The sequence below is a fragment of the Stenotrophomonas sp. MYb57 genome (assembly GCF_002966815.1).
GTDB classification, from domain to species: Bacteria; Pseudomonadota; Gammaproteobacteria; order Xanthomonadales; family Xanthomonadaceae; genus Stenotrophomonas; species Stenotrophomonas indicatrix.
The window spans coordinates 1,196,309-1,215,036 of sequence record NZ_CP023271.1; the positions used below are offsets into that span (position 1 = coordinate 1,196,309).

Below are 18,728 nucleotides of genomic sequence, written 5' to 3' on the forward strand. Positions count from 1 at the left end.
CGCCATGCGTGGATGCATCCCCGTAGATCCACGCCATGCGTGGATGCCGTAGGAGATCGGTGCCGGCCCGAAGGCCGGCACCGCCGCTCACATCACATCGTCACCTTGCGCCGGTTGTCTTCGCTCACCCGGTCGATCAGCTTGTTGTACGGATCGAAACCGGCCTCGTCCGGCTTGGCATCCACCGTCACCGTGATCGTCGGCGCTGCCGTGGTGATGTGATGGCGCTGCAGGTACAGCACCTTCTGGTCGCGTTCCTTGCCCGAGGGACCATTGGCGAACACACCGATCTCGACCCAGTCGTCCAGCGTGGCCGGCGTTTCCTTGCCCTGGCCATCGGCATGGACCTTGGCGGCGTGCAGCTTCAGGGTGACGTCGTAGCGGCCATCGGCACGCTTGCGCGCGCTGGCGGTCTCCAGCCGGTTGTCGTACAGCGTGATCTTCTCGAACAGATCGGTCAGCAGCTGCTGGCGGTCGGCCGGGGTCTCCGCACGCAGGTAGTCCAGCAGCTCCCGCGAGGTGGTGTACGGCGGCTGCTGGTAGCCCTTGTCCTGCAGGAAGCGCTGCAGGGCGCGGTTCAGCGCCTGTTCGCCGATTTCCTCACGCAGGCGGTAGAACACCAGCGAACCCTTGCGATAGTGGATGTACTGCTGGTTCTCCACCCGTTCCAGCGGCAGTTCCTCGATGCGCTCGCCGCCACGGCCGGCCAGATAGCGGTCCAGTTCGGTCTTCAGGAACTGGCGCATGTGCGCGCGGCCGTACTCCTTTTCCATCACCATCAGCGCCGAGTACTGCGACAGCGATTCGGACAGTACCGTGGCGCCCTGCACGTTGGCACCGATCACCTGGTGCGCCCACCACTGGTGTGCGATCTCATGCGCGGTGACGTAGAACACGTAGTCCACCTTGTCCGGGTCACGCAGGTCGGCGATGAAGCCGATCGACTCGGAGTAGGGGATGGTGTTGGCGAAGGACTGGGCAAAGCTCTGGTAGCCCGGGAACTCGATGATGCGCACCTGGCGGTGCTGGTAGGGCGTGAAGTTCGCCTCGTAGTAGGCCAGCGACTTCTGCACCGCCTCGATCATGCGGTCCACGTTGTAGGCATGGGCCGGGTCGAAGTACACCTCGATCGGAATGTCCTTGTACATGCCCTTCTTCATCTGCCAGCGCGCCGACAGATAGGCGTAGAAGTTGAGCATGGGCCGGTCCATCGCATAGCTGAAGCAGCGGCGGCCGTTCACGGTGGTCTCGTGCTGCAGGTAGCCCGGGGCCAGCGCGACCTGGTCCGGTGCGGTGCAGATGGTGGTACGGAAGTCCAGCCAGTCGGCGTCGTCGGAGATGTAGGTGTTGGCACGTGCTGCTTCATCCTCCAGCTTCGGCATGCGGGTCGGCTCACCCAGCCCGCGCTTGCGCCGTTCGTTGCGGTCCTCCAGCTCGCCGCGCGGGTCGTAGCCGAATGACGGCAGCAGGGTGCTGTTGAAGAACGTGCCGTTGTCCACGATGTTGCTGGGTGCCTGGCCGGCGGTGATGCCCTTGGGGCGTTGTTCGACGCGGAAATGCACCTGCCGCTGCTCGCCGGGTTGCAATGGCGTGGCCAGGCGGTAGATGCGGTAACCCAGGTCGACATCATGGAAGGCCAGGGTCTGCCCGCCCAGGTCGACCTTGACCAGATTGCGGTCATCGCCCATCGCGATGTGGATGTCACTGATCGGGGCAGCGTGGGTGTTGCGCACCGTCCAGTCGGCATCGATGACCATCGACTGGGTTTCCGGATGCAGGTCCACTCGGTTGTCGACGGCGATGATGCGCGGTTGCGGCAGGTTCCTGTACTTGGACAGCTCGCGCTCGTAGCGCACCTGCAGGTCGCGCTGCTGGTCGGGAGACAGGAATTCATTGCGGATGTTGGTGCTCCAGTACAACCATCCGCCGAGCGCGACAAAGCCGAGCAGGGATACGGCAAAGCCCGCGCCGGTAGGACCGCGCAGGCGGCGTGCCGCCAGCTTCAGCCGGTCACGCGCACTGGCGCCGACGCCGCGCACCCAGAACGCGGAGGCAAGGAACAGCAGCGCGGCCAGCAGCAGGCCCCAATAGGCCTGGAAGACCAGCTGCCCAGGCAGGAAGTGGCCGTAGCCGTTCATGTCCGAGTACGGGGCGTTGGGCCAGTTGCCGAAGTTGTACAGGTTCTGTGTGTAGTCCAGCAGGCCCAGCGCGACCTGCGCGATCATCACCACGATCAACAGCGCGTAGCCGAAGAACTTGTTGTTGGTCAGGACCTGCAGGACCAGCGCCATGCCGCCCATCAGCACATAGAACACCGAACCGAGGGCCAGCACCTTCAGGTACAGCAGCGGCTCCAGGTGGGTGTAGCCCTGCACCAGCTGCATGGCCATCGACACCACCGCACCGATGGCCTGGAAGCAGGCGACGATCACCACCAGGGTGGTCAGCCGGGCCAGCAGCGGTACCCAGTTGGGTACGGGCATGGCGTCGTTGACTTCGTTCAAGCGGACCGCGCGCTCCTTCCAGACCAGTTCGCCGGAATAGAACAGCACGATGATCACCAGCAGCCAGCTGTAGGCGCCCTGCAGGGCCGACAGCATTTCGGTGGTGACCGGCCAGATCGGCGTGCCATAGACCGCGCTCTGGTGCAGGGCGGCGGGGATGAAATTTGCCAGGCCCAGCACCAGCAGCACGATGAACGGCACCCCGCGCAGGACGCCGAGGGTGTCAAAGCGCACCTGGCGCACGAACTGGTGCCAGCCGGTTGCCGCGCTGAAGCGGGGGCGCACGCGCGGCGCGGTGATCGCCGCAGGTCGCGGCGCATCGGCGCTGGCCACGGCCTGGCGACGGCCCCAACGCCTGCGCCCACTGCCGGTACGCTCGGTGCGGAACAGAGCGAAGGTGGCGGCGAACAAGACGGCGGCCACCCCCAGCCACAGGGCACGGTTGGCCAGCAGGTAGCCCGCCACCTCGGGCAGGCGGGTGTTGCTCTGCTCGGCGGCCCAGTAGCGGACCGTGCGGCCGAGCGCGCGCATGCCCAGTGGCTCGGTCAGCGTGGCGACCCAGACGTTGTCGATATCGCTCAGCAGCGAGGCACTCACGCCATACAGCACGAAGTAGCCGACCAGGCCGATGTAGACCCACAGGATCGAGCGCGTCAGCGCCGCCAGCAGCGACAGCAGGGCGGTGGTGAACAACACGTTGGGCAGCACGATCCAGGTGAAGGCCCAGGCATAGCTGGCCAGCGAAACCGGGCCGACGCGGGCCTTGTCCACCCAGGGCATGAACGGCCCCAGGAAGATGCCCAGCGCGATGATCAGGTAGACCACCAGGCTGGCGCAGATCGCTGCCAGGATGCGTCCGGCCAGGTAGTCGCGGCGCTTGATCGGGCTTGCGAAGATCAGCTCCGAGGTGCCCAGCTCGAAGTCGCGCAGCAGTGCATTGCTGACGAACAGGGTGGACACCAGCATGCCCATCATGGTGAAGATGCCCATGAAGCGCGCGATGACGATCGGCGCATTGCTGTGCACGTTGTTGACGCCGCCGCCGATCTGTACGGCTTCGGAGGAGGCGGCGGCGAAGGCCAGCGCGGCGAACAGGAACGCCAGCAGCCACAGCAGCGGCGAACGCAGCTGCTCGCGCAGCTCGAAGCGGAAGAAGGTGAGGATCATGGTGTGCTCCGCTCAGGCTGCACGGGCACGCGCCTGCAGGCGCAGGCGCTGGAAGTACACATCCTCGAGATCGGGGGCCACTGCAGTGAAGCCATCACCGGGGTCGCTGGCGCTGTGCACGTGGATCACCGGGCGGCCGCCCACCAGGCGCGAGGACAGCACCGTGTAGCGCGCCTCGTGGTCGGCCAGTTCGGAAGGCTCCACCTGCTTGCGCCAGACCTGCTGCTGCAACGCCTCGATCGCATCGGTGGGGCGACCGGTCAGCAGCACCTGGCCCTTGTTCATGATCGCCATGGTGGGGCACAGGTCGGTCACGTCCTCGACGATGTGGGTGGACAGGATCACCGCCACGTTCTCGCCGATGGCCGCCAGCAGGTTGAGGAAGCGGTTGCGCTCTTCCGGATCAAGGCCGGCGGTGGGTTCGTCGACGATCACCAGGCGCGGGTCGCCCAACAGCGCCTGGGCGATACCGAAGCGCTGGCGCATGCCGCCGGAATAGGTGCCCAGCTTGCGCTTGCGCGCATCCCACAGGTTCACCTGCTGCAGCAGGCCATCGACCACCTCGCGGCGCTGACCGCGCTGGGTCAAGCCCTTCAGTACGGCAAAGTGCTCCAGCAGGTCCAGTGCGCTGACCTTCGGGTACACCCCGAAATCCTGCGGCAGGTAGCCCAGCCGGCGGCGCACGGCATCCTTGTCGCGCAGCACGTCGATCGGCGACTCACCCGGAATGCTCAGGGTGGCACTGCCGCTGTCGGCTTCCTGCAGGGTGGCCAGCGTGCGCATCAGCGAGGATTTCCCCGCGCCGTTGGGCCCGAGCAGGCCAAACATGCCGCGGGGAATATCCAGTGTGACCCCGTTCAACGCGTGTACGCCGTTGGCGTACGTCTTGGACAGCGAATCGATCTTCAGCATGCGACGTACACCTTTCCGTGTGTTGATCTGCTGTTTATCGCGCTGAACGGGGGCGGCGTCATGCCCCTTTGGTCATGGTGCCGTTGGCGGGCGGCCCAGCTCCCAGCACAGCAGCGCACCGTCCTCGGCATCCATGCGCTGGCCGGCCACGCAGAAACCGTTCCGGCGCAGCACAGCCTGCGAGGGCAGGTTGGCCACGGCGGTTTCCGCCTTCAGCATGTGTACGCGCGGGTCGGTCCACGCCCATTGCACGAACGCGGCCAGTGCGGCGCCGGCAAGCCCGCGTCCCTGGTGGGCCGGGGCGACGCCATAGCCGAGGGTGAGTACGCCGGCGCGCGGCGCGCAGGTCAGGGACAGCAGGCCAACCGTGTGGCCGGCCTCGACGATCCGCCATGCGGCTGGAGCAAAGCGGGGCTCGATGGAGGCGGTGAGGTCGGCCAGCATGGCGATCACATCGGGCGGGGCGACCGCTTCGTCAGCGGGATCGGTGCAGGACAGCAGAGCGCGCACGTCGTGCGCGGACGCGGGAATGAGCATGGGAACCTCGACAGGGAACTGCCCGGAAGGGCATTGCCGGTACGAGGGCAGGAGCGTGGGCCTCAGCCCAGGTGCAACGCGCCGTCCGCCGCCGTCACCGGTGCGGTGTGGGAAATGCTGGCGGAGGACAAAGGCCTTCTCCCGGAAGGGTGGATTGGTGCGTCGTGGCGCCAATCTAGCGCATCGCACGCCCGTCGGCACTGGCGTGCGGGCCCAGGGCCGGAACCGGCGCCAACGCCGTGAAGGCATTCTGAATGCGGATCTGGACTTGCGCTGGATCACACAATGCGTCGACAGGGGCGCCGATAGGCTTTCCCCCTCAAACGTCGACGTCGATGCAGGCACGCATGCGGATCACAACCGGAATTGAAGGACTGGACAGCATCATTGGCGGCGGGTTGCCGCAGGCGCGGCTGTACCTGCTTGAGGGGCCGCCGGGCTCCGGCAAGACCACGCTGTCCCTGCAGTTCCTGCTGGAAGGCCTGCGGCGCGGCGAGCGCTGCCTCTACATCACCCTGTCCGAGACGGCCGAGGAGCTGCGCGAAGTCGCGTTGGCGCACGGCTGGTCGCTGGACGGTCTGCACCTGTTCGAGCTGGGTTCGGCCGAAGGGGCGATGGGCAATGGCCGCCTGCAGTCGGTGCTGCATTCGTGGGAAATGGAGCTGGACGAGACGGTCAACCTGATCATGTCCAAGGTGGACAGCATCGGGCCGACCCGGGTGGTGTTCGATTCGTTGTCGGAACTGCGCCTGCTGGCGCAGGATTCGCTGCGCTATCGTCGGCAGATCCTCGCACTCAAGCAGTTCTTCGCGCCCAAGAGTGCGACGGTTTTCCTGGTGGACGACCTGACGTCCACCGGCGATGAGCGCGACGGCCAGCTGCACAGCCTGTGCCACGGCGTGGTCTCGCTGGAACGCCTGACCCTGGACTTCGGCCCTGCCCGGCGCCGCATGCAGGTGCAGAAGCTGCGGGGCGTCGATTTCGTTGCCGGCTACCACGACATGGTGATCCGTCGCGGTGGCGTGCAGATCTTCCCCCGCCTGATCGCCTCGGAACATCACGGACGGTTCGTCGGAACGCCCATCAGCAGCGGCGTGGCCGAGATCGACCGGCTGCTGGGCGGCGGTCCGCTGCGCGGTACCTCCACCCTGTTGACCGGCCCGGCCGGCAGCGGCAAGACCAACGTGGCGCTGCAGTATGTGTGGGCGGCCTGCGAGCGCGGCGAGCGCAGCTGCATCTTCGAGTTCGACGAGCGCGTGGGCACGCTGCTGGCACGCGCTTCGGCGCTGGATATCGATCTGGACAAGCATCTGCGCTCCGGCATGCTGGAGATCCTGCAGATCGACCCGGCCGAAGTGTCGCCCGGGGAGTTCTCCTGGAACCTGCGCAAGTCCGTGGAGGAGCGCAACTGCCGTGTGCTGGTGATCGACAGCCTCAACGGCTACGTGACCGCCATGCCGCAGGAAAAACAGCTGATGCTGCAGCTGCACGAGATGCTGTCCTACCTCAACCAGAAGGGTGTGGCGACCTTCATGATCAACCCGCAGCATGGGCTGGTCGGCACCATGTCCACCGGCAGCCTCAATGTGTCCTACATCGCTGATGCGGTGGTGCTGTTCAGATTCTTCGAAGCCAAGGGACGCATCCGCAAGGCGATCTCGGTGATCAAGAACCGCGGCGGTGCGCATGAAGACACCATCCGCGAACTGAAGATCGACGGGCGCGGCATCACGGTCAGTGCCGCATTGGCCGATTTCCAGGGCATCCTCACCGGCACGCCGGAGTTCGTCGGCGACAGCGCAGCGCTGCTGGGCCAGTCCGATGTCCGATAGCGATGAGGGCGGCACCGTTGTCCGTATCGTCGCTCCCTTCGGCCGTGATGCCGACAGCATCGCGGCGGTGCTGGCCGGCGCAGGGTTGAGGACAGGCATCGCGCCAAGCCTGGAAGTGCTGGCTGAGCAACTCGATGACTGCACCGGGCTGGTGGTGGTGACCCAGGAAGCGGTGGCACGCGGTAGCGAGGTACTGCTGCAGGCGCTGCAGCAGCAGCCGGCCTGGTCGGACATTCCGTTCATCCTGCTGCGCTCGGCGCGTTCCTACCGGCGTTCCACCCGTGAACCGTTGTTGCCCGGCTCGATCAACGTAGTGGAGATGGACCGGCCATTGGGCAGCATGTCGTTGCTCAGCGCTGTGCAGGGCGCGCTGCGCGCGCGTGGCAAGCAGTTCGTGGTGCGCGACCAGGTCGCCGCCTTGGCCGATGGCCGTGCGGCGCTGGCGCGCAGCGAGTCCGAGCTGCGCTTGATCGCCGATGCAATGCCGGTACTGATCGCATTCGTGGACCGCTCGCTGTGCTTCCGCTTCGCCAACAAGGCCTATGAAAACTGGTTCGAACTGGCTACCGGCGAAGTGATCGGCACGCATGTGCGCGAGGTCATCGGCGAGACCGTATGGCAGCAGCGTCGCCCGGCGATGGAAGCCGCGTTGGCCGGTCGCGAGGCCATGTTCGAGATCGTCTGGCCACATCGCGTGTATGGGCGCCGGGACTGCGAAGTGCGTTACTCGCCGCGCCGCAATGGCGAGGGACGCATCGACGGCTTCCACGTGTTCGTCACCGATATCACCGCGGCCAAGCTGGCCCTTGCCAGCAGCCAACAGCACGCGCACGCGCTGGAGGCGATGGTGGCCGAGCGCACCCGTGAACTGGAAGCGCAGATGGCGGCGCGCGAGGCCAGCGACGCTGCATTGCGGCAGTCACAGAAGATGGAGGCGATCGGCCAGTTGACCGGCGGCATCGCCCACGATTTCAACAACATGCTGACCGGCATCCTGTCCGCGTTGGACATCGTCCGGCTGCGCCTGGACATGGGCCGGGTCGACGACCTCGAACGTTTTCTCGACACCGCCACCGCCTCGGCCCAGCGTGCCGCGGCACTGACCCAGCGCCTGCTGGCGTTCTCCCGGCGGCAGTCGCTGGATGCGCGTCCGGTGGAGCTCAACACGCTGCTGGTTTCGGTGCAGCACCTGCTGCACAGCACCCTGGGCGAGGCGGTGCGCATCCACGCCGAACCCTCGCCGCTGCCCTTGCACGCCACGCTGGATGCCAACCAGTTCGAGAGCGCGCTGCTGAACCTGGCCATCAACGCGCGTGATGCGATGCCGGACGGCGGCGATCTGACTCTGCGTGCCTCGTCGGTAAGCGTAAGGGAAGGCCAGTACACGGCCGTGCCTGCCGGTGACTACGCACTGGTGGAGGTGGCCGACACCGGTGCCGGCATGGCGCCGGAAGTGGTCGAGCGCGCCTTCGAGCCCTTCTTCACCACCAAGCCCATCGGCAAGGGAACGGGGCTGGGCATGTCGATGGTGTACGGCTTCATGCAGCAGTCCGGTGGCCACATCGCCATCCAGTCCAATGTCGGCGAGGGAACGACGGTGCTGCTGTTCATTCCGTTGTCGGAGGCCGTTGTGGAAGACGCGCCTGCACCTTCGCAGCCGATCCGGCGCGGCGCCGGCCAGTCCATCCTGGTGGTGGAGGATGACGAGCAGGTACGGATGCTGGTGACGGTGGTGCTGGAAGACCTGGGGTATCACGCGCAGGTGGTGGGTGATGCCGATGCGGCGATTCCCATCCTCACTTCGGCGCAGAGCATCGATCTGCTGGTCACCGATGTCGGGCTGCCGGGGCTCAACGGGCGACAGCTGGCGGAGATCGCGCGGCAAACGCGGCCAGCGCTGCCGATCCTGTTCATGACCGGCTATGCGGAAAAGGCACAGGAGCGCGCGGCCTTCCTCGATGAAGGCATGGCGATGATCGCCAAGCCCTTCCTGCTGGATGAGTTCAGCATGGCGGTACGCACGGCCATGCCGGGCGGCGCGTAGCGATGCAGGTCCTGTAGAGCCGGGCCATGCCCGGCTGTCGTCGGCCTTGCGTCCCACGCATGCATGCCGAGCATGGCCTGGCGCCACCGAAGGGCTACGTGCGCAGCGACGACTCGCGCACCACCAGCTTCACCGGAATGCTCTGGCCTTCCACCGGCTGCCGGCCGATCAGCGCCAGCAGCTTCTCCACCAGCAGCTGGCCGGCCTGCTTGGTGTCCTGCTGCACGGTGGTCAGCGGCGGCGACACCGAGGCTGCCAGCGGGATGTCATCGAAGCCGGTCACCGCCACGTCCTGCGGCACCCGCAGGCCCTGCTCGCGCAGCGCGCGCACCGCGCCGATGGCGATCAGGTCGCTGGCCGCGCAGACCGCATCGATGGAACGGTCCTGGGCCAGCAGTGACAGGCACGCCTCATGCCCGGAGGCCTCGGTGGTGATCGCATCGTGCTGCAGCGCCGGGTCGGCGGTCAGGCCATGCGCACGCAGCGCCTCCACGTGGCCGCGATAGCGCTCCTGGAATTCCGGGTAATGGCTGGAGGCATGGCCGAGGAAGGCGATGCGGCGGCAGCCCTGTTCCAGCAGGTGGGCGGTGATGTCATGCCCGCCCTGGAAGTTGTCGCTGCCGATCGACACCCCCGGCTGGCCGGGCAGGGCCGCGCCCCAGCGCACGAAGTGGGTGCCTTGTTCCACCAGCCGCTGCAGGCGGTCGCGCGACTGGTGGTAGTCGCCATAGCCCAGCAGGATGATGCCATCGGCCTTGTTGCTGTCTTCGTAATCGGCCTGCCAGTCGGTGGACAGCTGCTGGAAGGACACCAGCAGGTCCTGCCCATGCAGCGCGCAGGCACGGGTGATCGACCCCAGCATCGAGTGGAAGAACGGGTTGATCAGCGAGTCGTCGTTGGTCGGGTCCTCGAAGAACAGCAGGGCCAGCGTGCCGGCATTGCGCAGGCGCAGGCTGGAGGCATTCTTGTCGACCTTGTAGTTCAGCTCGCGGGCGATGCGCAGGATGCGCTCGCGGGTCTCGGCGTTGACCATCGGGCTGCCGCGCAGGGCCCGCGACACCGTGGGCTGGGAGACCCCGGCCAGGTGGGCGATGTCCAGGGAGGTGGCTTTGCCTTTGATGGTCATGGGGGCCGGCAGGGAAATGATCGGGGAATGATGCCATGGGGCGCCGATGGGCTGGCGCCGCGCGCCGGGGCAGGGCGCGCGCAGTGCCCTGCCCAGGGGGCTGCAGGCCGGATTCCGGCCATGGCCGGGGGCTTTCCCGACCCAGGTGTCGGCCGAGGGGATGGTAAGATGACCCGTTCTCGTATTCCCCCAAATTTCCCGGGGGCGACCCCAGCGCTCTGCACCCCCGCCCGGGGACGTGCTATCACTGGCGGCCTGCCCCTGGACAACGGACGAAGGTACCTATGGCGCGCGGCATCAACAAAGTCATCCTGGTCGGCAACCTCGGCAACGACCCGGACGTGAAGTACACCCAGAGCGGCATGGCGATCACCCGCATCAGCCTGGCTACCACCAGCGTCCGCAAGGACAAGGATGGCAACCAGCAGGAACGTACCGAATGGCACCGCGTGGTGTTCTTCGGCAAGCTCGGCGAGATCGCCGGCGAGTACCTGCGCAAGGGCAGCTCGGTGTACGTCGAAGGCAGCCTGCGTTACGACAAGTACACCGGCCAGGACGGCGTGGAGAAGTACTCCACCGACATCGTCGCTGACGAAATGCAGATGCTGGGCGGCCGCGGTGAAGGCGGCGGCGGTGGCGGCGGCGGTGGCAACTTCGCTGGCGGCGAGCGCCCGCAGCGCCAGCAGGCCCCGCGCCAGGAATACGGCGGCGGCGGCAACCAGCGTGGCGGCCAGGGCGGTGGTTACAACCAGGGCGGCAACCAGGGCGGCGGCTACGGCCAGCAGCGTCCGCAGCAGCAGCAGCCGCAGCAGTCGGCGCCGCCGATGGATGACTTCGCTGACGACGATATTCCGTTCTGATCGAACGCTCGTTCGCAGCAGAAAAGAAAGCCCCGCTCATGCGGGGCTTTCTTTTTCTGTGATTCCTGCGGAGTTGTGCCTCGCAGCATTGATTTTCGTGCACCGCGACTTGCAAACAGACAATTTCCTCCCCTATGGTGCAATCGATTGCATTGCCGTGAATCGTTGCGTTTGATACCGGTTGGGAGGCCGGCAGGTGGATGTCCATCCATTCGATCAGACCGGCCCCGGGCCTCACGCGGCGCGATGCGCTGCGCATGGCGGCCGCTGCGAGCCTTGGCTTGGGGGCGGCGGGCGTTCTGCCTGCGTTTGCCGCCACTGCGCCGCTCAAGGGCAACCTGAAGCACGCCGTGGCCCGCTGGACCTTCCCGCAGCTGTCGGTCGCCCAGCTCTGCGCGACGGTGAAGGACATCGGTTTTGCCGCGATCGACCTGGTCGGCCCGGAAGACTGGCCCACCCTGAAGGCCCATGGCGTATACAGCTCGATGTGCAACGGCGCGGAGCTGGGCCTTACCAAAGGCTTTGCCGGCCGTGAGTTCCACGACCAGCTGGTGGAGCGCTACACGCGGCATATCGACCTGGTGGCCGATGCCGGTTACCGCAACCTCATCTGCTTTTCCGGCAACCGCAACGGGATGGACCCGCAGGAGGGCATGGCCAATGCCGAGGCCGGCCTCAAGCGCATCCTCGGGCACGCCGAGAAACGTGGCGTGGTGCTCGTGATGGAGCTGCTGAACTCCAGGGTCGATCATCGCGACTACCTGTGCGACCACTCCGCCTGGGGCGTGGAGCTGTGCCAGCGGCTCGGCTCGGACAACTTCGGCCTGCTGTACGACATCTATCACATGCAGATCATGGAGGGCGACATCATCGCCACCATCGGCAGGCACCACGCCTGTTTCAAGCATTACCACACCGCGGGCGTGCCGGGCCGGCACGAGATCGGGGACCAGCAGGAACTCAATTACCCCGCCATCTGTCGCGCGATCCGCGACACCGGTTTCGATGGGTATCTGGCGCAGGAATTCATGCCTGCGGCACCGGATCCCGTCGGTTCGCTGCGCGAGGCCATCCGCCTCTGCGACGTATGAAACGATATCCACCAGGTGAGAGATCCATGGCAGACAATCATTACGACGCCATCGTTGTTGGCTCGGGAATCAGTGGCGGTTGGGCGGCGAAGGAACTGACCGAGAAGGGCCTGAAGGTCCTGATGCTGGAACGCGGACGCAACATCGAGCACGTCAAGGACTACGTCAACGCGATGAAGGAGCCGTGGGATTTCCCGCATCGCAACCGGCCTACACAGGCGATGAAGGCCGCCTTCCCGGTGCTGATGCGCGACTACGCGCTGGCCGAGAACCTGCAGGGCATGTGGGCCGACGAACAGGAATCGCCGTACATCGAGACCAAACGATTCGACTGGTTCCGCGGCTACCACGTGGGTGGCCGTTCGCTGATGTGGGGCCGTCAGAGCTATCGCTTCTCCGACCTGGATTTTGAGGCGAACCTGAAGGACGGCATCGCCACCGACTGGCCGATCCGCTACGCCGACATCGCACCCTGGTACGACCATGTCGAGAAGTTCGCCGGCATCGCCGGTACGCGCGAAGGGCTGGACGTGCTGCCGGACGGCGAGTTCCTGCCGCCGATCCCGTTGAACATCGTCGAAAAGGACGTGGCCGCGCGGATCAGGAAGGCCTTCGGCGGAACCCGGCACATGATCCACTCGCGCACGGCGAACATCACCAAGCCGATGCCTGAGCAGGGCCGCGTCAACTGCCAGTACCGCAACAAGTGCATCCTCGGCTGTCCCTTCGGTGCCTATTTCTCCACCCAGGCGGCGACACTGCCAGCGGCGATGAAGACCGGCAACCTGACCTTGCGGCCGTTCTCCATCGTCAAGGAAGTGCTCTACGACAAGGACCGCAAGCGAGCGCGGGGCGTGGAGATCATCGACGCAGAGACCGGCCAGACCTACCAGTACACGGCCAAGGTCATCTTCCTCAACGCCTCCTCCTTCAACTCGACCTGGCTGCTGATGAACTCGGCCACCGATGTGTGGGAGGGTGGGCTGGGCTCATCGTCGGGTGAGCTGGGACACAACGTGATGGACCATCATTTCGGCGCGGGTGCCTCCGGCCGGGTCGAAGGCTTTGAGGACAAGTACTACTTCGGCCGTCGTCCCTGCGGCTTCTACATTCCCCGCTTCCGCAACGTGGCCGCTGACAAGCGCGGCTACCTGCGCGGTTTCGGCTACCAGGGCGGTGCCAGCCGCACGGGGTGGTCGCGCGAGATCGCCGAGCTGAACATCGGTGCCGACCTGAAGGAGGCGCTGACCGTTCCTGGTGACTGGCGCATCGGCATGACCGGCTTTGGCGAAATGCTGCCGCACCACGACAACACGATCCGCCTGGACCGGGACCGCAAGGACAAGTGGGGACTGCCGGTGCTGGCGATGGATGTATCCATGCGCGCCAACGAACTGGCCATGCGCAAGGACATGGCCGCCGATGCCGCCGAGATGCTCGAGGCCGCCGGCGTCAAGGACGTGGAGATGCACGACAACGACTACGCCCCGGGCAAGGGCATCCATGAGATGGGGACCGCGCGCATGGGCCGTGACCGCAGAACGTCCGTGCTGAACCAGCACAACCAGGTCTGGGATGCGCCCAACGTCTATGTGACCGACGGTGCCTGCATGACCTCCAGCGCGTGCGTGAACCCGTCGCTGACCTACATGGCGCTGACCGCGCGGGCCGCCGACCACGCCGTGCGCGAACTGAAAGCGGGGAACCTCTGATGGACCGCCGCGAACTGCTGAAGATGATCGTCGCCGCCACCGGCGCGGCGATGATCGGCCTGCCTGCGCTCGGTCAGGCACAGGCTCCCGCCGCAGGGGCGAAGACGCGCTTCTCGGACGCGGATGTCGGCACGCTGGACGAGATCGCCGAGACCATCCTGCCGCGGACGAAAACGCCGGGGGCGAAAGACGCAGGCGCCGGTGCGTTCATGGCGACGTTCGTCAGCGACTGCTACACCGCCCGACAGCAGGCGACGTTCCGTGCTGGCCTGTCCGATATCGACAAACGCGCCGGCGGCCGCTTCGTTTCACTTGCGCCGCAGGCCCGCACTGAACTGCTGCGCGCGCTGGATGCAGAGGCCAGGAAGCACGCGGTCGAGGTGACCGAAACCGGCACCGCCGAGGCAGGAGAACCGATGCCGCATTACTTCACGATGTTCAAGCAGCTCACCATCTTCGGTTTCTTTACCTCGAAGGTTGGCGCGACCGAAGTGCTGCGTTACGTCGCCGTGCCGGGCCGCTACGACGGCGACCTGGCCTATGTTCCCGGCACGCCCGCATGGGGGACCAGCTGATGGATCACGCCATGAAGATCGCGCCGCTATTGATCGCCGCCGGCGTGCTCGCCGCGGCACCGGCGTTCGCGCAGGCCAACACCGAGCCCACGCGCGACCCGGCAAAGACCGAGGTGTGGACGCCCGTGCCTGCAACCGTGGCCACGCCGCCGGGCAAGGCGCCGTCCGACGCCATCGTGCTGTTCGATGGCAAGGATGCCTCCGCCTGGGAGTCGGAGCAGGGTGGGCGTGTGCCCTGGACCGTCGCCGACGGCGCCATGACCATCGTGCCGGGCAGCAAGGGCATCCGCACCAGGCAGCGCTTCTGCGACATCCAGCTGCATGTCGAGTGGCGCACACCTGTCGAGACCAAGGGTTTCGACGGCCAGAACCGGGGCAACAGCGGCATCTTCCTGCAGGAACTCTATGAGCTGCAGGTGCTGGACAGCTACAACAACCCGACCTATGCCAACGGCCAGGCCGGCTCCATCTACAAGCAGGCCATGCCGCTGGTGAACGCCTCGCGTGCACCGGGGCAGTGGCAGGCCTACGACATCCTCTGGAAGGCGCCGCGCTTCTCGCCGGGCGGCGGGCTCATCTCGCCCGCGCGCATCACCGTGCTGCACAACGGCGTGCTGGTGCAGGACGACACCGTGCTGGCGGGCAGGACCGAGTACATCGGCGCGCCCTCGTATTCGCCCCATGCGTGCGCGCCGCTCTACCTGCAGGAACATGATTCCAAGGTCAGCTACCGCAACATCTGGGTGCGCGAGCTGTAGCGGCACGCGGCCGGCGTGATCGCCGGCCGTCTACTTGGCCAAGTAGCTGGCGATGTCATCTATTTCCTGTTGCGACAGCTGGGAGAACGGCGGCATCAGTCCGCCGCCCTTCCTGATCTTGTCCTTGATCTGCGCGGCATCCAGGCGCTTGCCGATGTCGGTGAGCGCGGGGAATGCGCCCGGCATGCCGGCGCGATCCGCACCATGGCAGGCCGTGCAGTTCGCTGTGTAGAGCTTTGCGCCGGCTGCAGGGTCGTCCTTGGACCATGCCGTGGTTGCCAGCATCGCCGCACAGAGAATCACAGCCACTTTCAGCATCGTTTTCAATCAGGACTCCTTCGCGTACTAGCGCTGCGCGCTGGCTGGCAGGCGGGGGGACAGGTGTTCACGCAGGTAGTCCGCGCCGGTCTGGATGACCTTGGCCGGATCGCGTGGCTGGTCGTGCTCGAGGATGTACCAGTGCACGCCGGCCGCTGCGGCGGCTGGCAGGATCGCGCGCCAGTCCAGCACACCCTGGCCGACGGCAGCGAAGCCGCCCTCGTCTTCGGCGTGGCCCTTGGCTGCATTGTCCTTGGCGTGCACCGCGAACAGGTGGCCGCGGAACTTGCCGAGCATCACCGCCGGGTCCAGGCCTGCACGCGCGACCCAGGCCAGGTCCAGCTCGGTCTGCAGGTCCGGCCCGGCCGCTGCGAACAGCAGTTCCAGGCCGGTCCGGCCATTGAAGTCGACCAGTTCGAAGTCATGGTTGTGGTAGGCCAGGCGCATGCCCTTGGCCCGTACCTGCTTGGCGATCGCGCCCAGTTCCTTGCCCAGCGCGGTCCAGCCTGCGGCATCGGTCGGCCGATCCTTCGCGTCCAGGTAAGGCACCACCAGGGTGGTGTTGCCGATCGACCGGTTGAAGGCCACCACGCCGTCCAGGTCCTTGCGCAGCTCGGCCAGTTGCACGTGGGAGGAAATCGCCCTGATCGAATATCGGTCCAGCAACTGCTTGAGTTCGCTGGCGCTGACGCCCTGCGTGCCCACCGTTTCCACCGCATCCACGCCGGCGTCGTGGACGATCTTCAACTGCTGGTCGAGCGGGCCGGCGTTGCGCAGTGTGTACATCTGCACGGCGATGGGCTTGTGCGGGCTGGCGGCTTCGTGTGCCAGGACGGGCAGGGCAGCGAACAGCAGCAGGGCGAGGGTGGCAGTTCTGCGGGCAGGCGTGTTCATCATGAGATGCTCCCGGGGTTCAACCGATGGCGGTCCAGGCACGGGTCCTGGCCGAGGTGATGACGCGGTCGACGATCAGCGCCGAGCGCACGCCGTCTTCGAAGGTGGGCAGGCCATCCGGTCGCTCGCCTTCGATGGCGCGGTAGGTGTCGGCGACGAATGCCTCGAAGCAGTGGCCGTAGCCCTGCGCGTGCCCGGCCGGCAACAGCGATAGCCGGCGCTGTTCGGCACTGCCGGCGCCCGGCCCGCGCACGAAGACTTCCTCGCGCTGGTCGGGCTTGCCGATCCACAGCCGCTCGGCGTCTTCCTGGTTGAACGCCACACTGGCCCTGGCACCATCAATCTCGAACCAGAGGCGGTTGTGGCGTCCGGCCGATACCTGGCTGACCGTCAACGATGCCAGCGTCCCGGCGCCGGTACGGAACATCGCTGCGGCCACGTCCTCGCTGGTGACCGCCTGCATCGCGCCACCGGCCGCTGCTGTGGTGAAGCTCTGCCCGGTGTCGGTGCTGCGTTCGGCGATCACCGTGTCGAATGCCGCGCTGACCTCGGCGAAGCGCTCGCCGCTGACCCATTCCACCAGGTCGCACCAGTGCGAGCCGATGTCGGCGAACACGCGCGACGCGCCGCCCAGCGCCGGGTCCACGCGCCAGTTGTTGCTGGCCGGGTCCAGCAGCCAGTCCTGCAGGTAGCTGCCATGAATCAGGTGCAGCGGCCCCAGTTCGCCATGGGCGATGCGTGCGCGCGCCTCGCGGACCACCGGGTGGTAGCGGTAGACGAAGGGCACCGTGGCGACCAGCGCGTTGGCGGTAGCCAACGCCGCCAGCGCCCGGGCGTCCTCCAGCGTGGTGGCCAGCGGCTTCTCGCAGACCACGTGCTTGCCGGCTTCCAGTGCGGCCTGTGCCATGGGGCGGTGCAGGTGGTTGGGCGTGCATACGTGCACGACCTGCACCTGTGGATCGGCGACCACCTCCTCGATGTCCCGATAGGCACGCGGGACACCCCACGCCTGCGCCACGTCGCGTGCGCGCTGCGGAGAAGAGGCGGCCACGCCACGGATGTCGGCGCCCGCCAGCAGCGCCGCGCGACGGTGCACGGCACCGATCATTCCCGTGCCGACGATGGCGATTCCAGGCTTTGGCATCAGGTAGGGTCCTCAGGGCGTGGAAGGTGCGGCCGCAACCACTGGCCGGTCGCGGAAAAGCAGCAGGAAGGCGATCAGCACGAGCAGCGCGACCCCTGCCGGGAACAGCCAGATCTGCTGCCAGTCCGGACCGGCTGCAGTGGTGAAGTGCTCCACCACCGCGCCGGACAGGAACGTGCCGATCAGCATGCCCACGCCATACGTGGCCAGGGTGATGAATCCCTGCGCGCTGCTGCGCGCGGCCGGGCCGGCATGCGTATCGGTGTAGATCTGGCCGGTGACGAAGAAGAAGTCGTAGCAGATGCCGTGCAGCACGATGCCGATCACCAGCAGCGAGAAGCCGCCGCCCGCATCGCCAAAGGCGAACATGACGTAACGCACGACCCATGCGGCCATGCCCACCGCCAGCATCGTCTTCACCCCCAGGCGCACGAACAGGAACGGCATGGCCAGCATCAGCAGGACTTCGGAGACCTGTCCCAGCGACTGCAGGCCCGCCGCGCCGCGCACGCCCAGATCGTTGAGATACGGGTTGGTGAAGTTGTAGTAGAACGCCAGCGGGATGCAGATCGCGATGGACGCCAGGAAGAACACCAGGTACGAGCGTGACTTCAGCAGGCGCAGCGAATCCAGCCCCAGGATCTGTCCCAGGCCGGCGTCGCGCTGCCGTGCCAGCGGCGGGGTGTGCGGCAGGGTGAACGCATACAGGCCCAGCGCCAGCGACGCCATCGCCGCCATCCGGAAGGTCAGCTCGAGCCGATGCGCCTGTTCCCAGCCCAGCCAGCCGATCAGCACGCCTGCCACGATCCAGCCGACGCTGCCGGCCACCCGCACCAGCGGGAACTGTTTCTCGGGCGACTGCATGTGCCGCATCGCCACGCTGTTGGCCAATGCCAGCGTCGGCATGAACAGCAGCATGTAGCCCATGACGCAGGCGGAGAACATGCTGAAGCTGGTTGCGGTGGACGCCAGCCACATCAGCACTGCGCCAGCCAGGTGCAGGACCGCAAGGATGCGCTGCGCCGCGAAGTAGCGGTCAGCGATCAGGCCAATCAGGAAGGGCGCGACGATGGCACCGATGGACTGGCTGAGGAAGGCCGTCGCCACCTGGCTTGCGCTGGCCTGCAGCGGGCCCTGCACCAGATAGGTTCCGAGGGTGACGAACCATGCCCCCCAGATGAAGAACTGCAGAAACATCATCGCGCCCAAGCGCGACATGGTGTGCGTCATGGCTTGCCCTCCCAGGCAGTGATG

Annotated in this window: 15 protein-coding genes; 7 read left to right on the plus strand and 8 right to left on the minus strand. The window is 66.5% G+C overall.

The window, feature by feature from the left end; all coding sequences use genetic code 11:
- Positions 1-92: 92 nt before the first annotated feature.
- The 3 genes from CLM74_RS05510 to CLM74_RS05520 form a co-directional block, all read right to left on the minus strand.
- Entirely contained in the window at positions 93-3,671 is a 3,579-nt protein-coding gene (locus CLM74_RS05510) for a M1 family aminopeptidase (RefSeq protein WP_105163597.1), read from the minus strand.
- Between the two features lie 12 nt (positions 3,672-3,683).
- Positions 3,684-4,583 (minus strand): ABC transporter ATP-binding protein, encoded by a 900-nt coding sequence (locus tag CLM74_RS05515; protein ID WP_059063355.1) that lies wholly within the window; start codon positions 4,581-4,583, stop codon positions 3,684-3,686.
- 72 nt (positions 4,584-4,655) lie between these two features.
- Positions 4,656-5,120, minus strand: a complete 465-nt coding sequence (locus tag CLM74_RS05520) for a GNAT family N-acetyltransferase (protein ID WP_105163598.1) — start codon at positions 5,118-5,120, stop codon at positions 4,656-4,658.
- A 335-nt stretch (positions 5,121-5,455) separates the two neighbouring features.
- Between CLM74_RS05520 and CLM74_RS05525 the strand changes: the two genes are divergently transcribed.
- Entirely contained in the window at positions 5,456-6,952 is a 1,497-nt protein-coding gene (locus CLM74_RS05525; protein WP_033830567.1) for an ATPase domain-containing protein, read from the plus strand.
- Complete coding sequence (locus CLM74_RS05530) at positions 6,942-8,996, plus strand: PAS domain-containing sensor histidine kinase (protein WP_105163599.1); 2,055 nt, start codon at positions 6,942-6,944, stop codon at positions 8,994-8,996. Before CLM74_RS05525 ends, CLM74_RS05530 begins: the two co-directional genes overlap by 11 nt.
- A gap of 94 nt (positions 8,997-9,090) precedes the next feature.
- Here CLM74_RS05530 and CLM74_RS05535 read toward each other — a convergent pair whose 3' ends face one another.
- Complete coding sequence (locus CLM74_RS05535) at positions 9,091-10,122, minus strand: LacI family DNA-binding transcriptional regulator (protein WP_025873949.1); 1,032 nt, start codon at positions 10,120-10,122, stop codon at positions 9,091-9,093.
- A gap of 284 nt (positions 10,123-10,406) precedes the next feature.
- Between CLM74_RS05535 and CLM74_RS05540 the strand changes: the two genes are divergently transcribed.
- The 5 genes from CLM74_RS05540 to CLM74_RS05560 all read left to right on the plus strand — a co-directional run bounded on the left by CLM74_RS05540 (position 10,407) and on the right by CLM74_RS05560 (position 15,118).
- Positions 10,407-10,982 (plus strand): single-stranded DNA-binding protein, encoded by a 576-nt coding sequence (locus tag CLM74_RS05540; protein WP_105163600.1) that lies wholly within the window; start codon positions 10,407-10,409, stop codon positions 10,980-10,982.
- A 200-nt stretch (positions 10,983-11,182) separates the two neighbouring features.
- Positions 11,183-12,073, plus strand: coding sequence for a TIM barrel protein (locus tag CLM74_RS05545; RefSeq protein ID WP_199776077.1), 891 nt, complete (start codon positions 11,183-11,185; stop codon positions 12,071-12,073).
- A 26-nt stretch (positions 12,074-12,099) separates the two neighbouring features.
- The gene (locus tag CLM74_RS05550; RefSeq protein WP_033830571.1) at positions 12,100-13,785 is read left to right on the plus strand and encodes a GMC family oxidoreductase; all 1,686 of its coding nucleotides are present in this window, start codon (positions 12,100-12,102) and stop codon (positions 13,783-13,785) included.
- Positions 13,785-14,360, plus strand: a complete 576-nt coding sequence (locus CLM74_RS05555; RefSeq protein WP_105163601.1) for a gluconate 2-dehydrogenase subunit 3 family protein — start codon at positions 13,785-13,787, stop codon at positions 14,358-14,360. Before CLM74_RS05550 ends, CLM74_RS05555 begins: the two co-directional genes overlap by 1 nt.
- Positions 14,345-15,118, plus strand: coding sequence for a DUF1080 domain-containing protein (locus CLM74_RS05560; protein WP_105163602.1), 774 nt, complete (start codon positions 14,345-14,347; stop codon positions 15,116-15,118). The genes CLM74_RS05555 and CLM74_RS05560 overlap by 16 nt, the downstream gene beginning before the upstream one ends.
- Positions 15,119-15,148: 30 nt before the next feature.
- Here CLM74_RS05560 and CLM74_RS05565 read toward each other — a convergent pair whose 3' ends face one another.
- Genes CLM74_RS05565 through CLM74_RS05580 form a run of 4 tightly spaced genes read right to left on the minus strand, consistent with a single transcriptional unit; the run spans position 15,149 to position 18,704 of the window.
- Positions 15,149-15,445 carry a cytochrome c gene (locus tag CLM74_RS05565; RefSeq protein ID WP_170919600.1) on the minus strand — a complete coding sequence of 99 codons (297 nt, stop codon included), beginning with the start codon at positions 15,443-15,445 and terminating at the stop codon, positions 15,149-15,151.
- A gap of 18 nt (positions 15,446-15,463) precedes the next feature.
- Positions 15,464-16,330, minus strand: coding sequence for a sugar phosphate isomerase/epimerase (locus CLM74_RS05570; RefSeq protein ID WP_105164940.1), 867 nt, complete (start codon positions 16,328-16,330; stop codon positions 15,464-15,466).
- Between the two features lie 19 nt (positions 16,331-16,349).
- Positions 16,350-17,474: a Gfo/Idh/MocA family oxidoreductase gene (locus tag CLM74_RS05575; RefSeq protein ID WP_105163603.1), complete on the minus strand. Its 1,125-nt coding sequence runs from the start codon at positions 17,472-17,474 to the stop codon at positions 16,350-16,352.
- Between the two features lie 12 nt (positions 17,475-17,486).
- Entirely contained in the window at positions 17,487-18,704 is a 1,218-nt protein-coding gene (locus tag CLM74_RS05580; protein ID WP_105163604.1) for a nucleoside permease, read from the minus strand.
- Positions 18,705-18,728 lie beyond the last annotated feature (24 nt).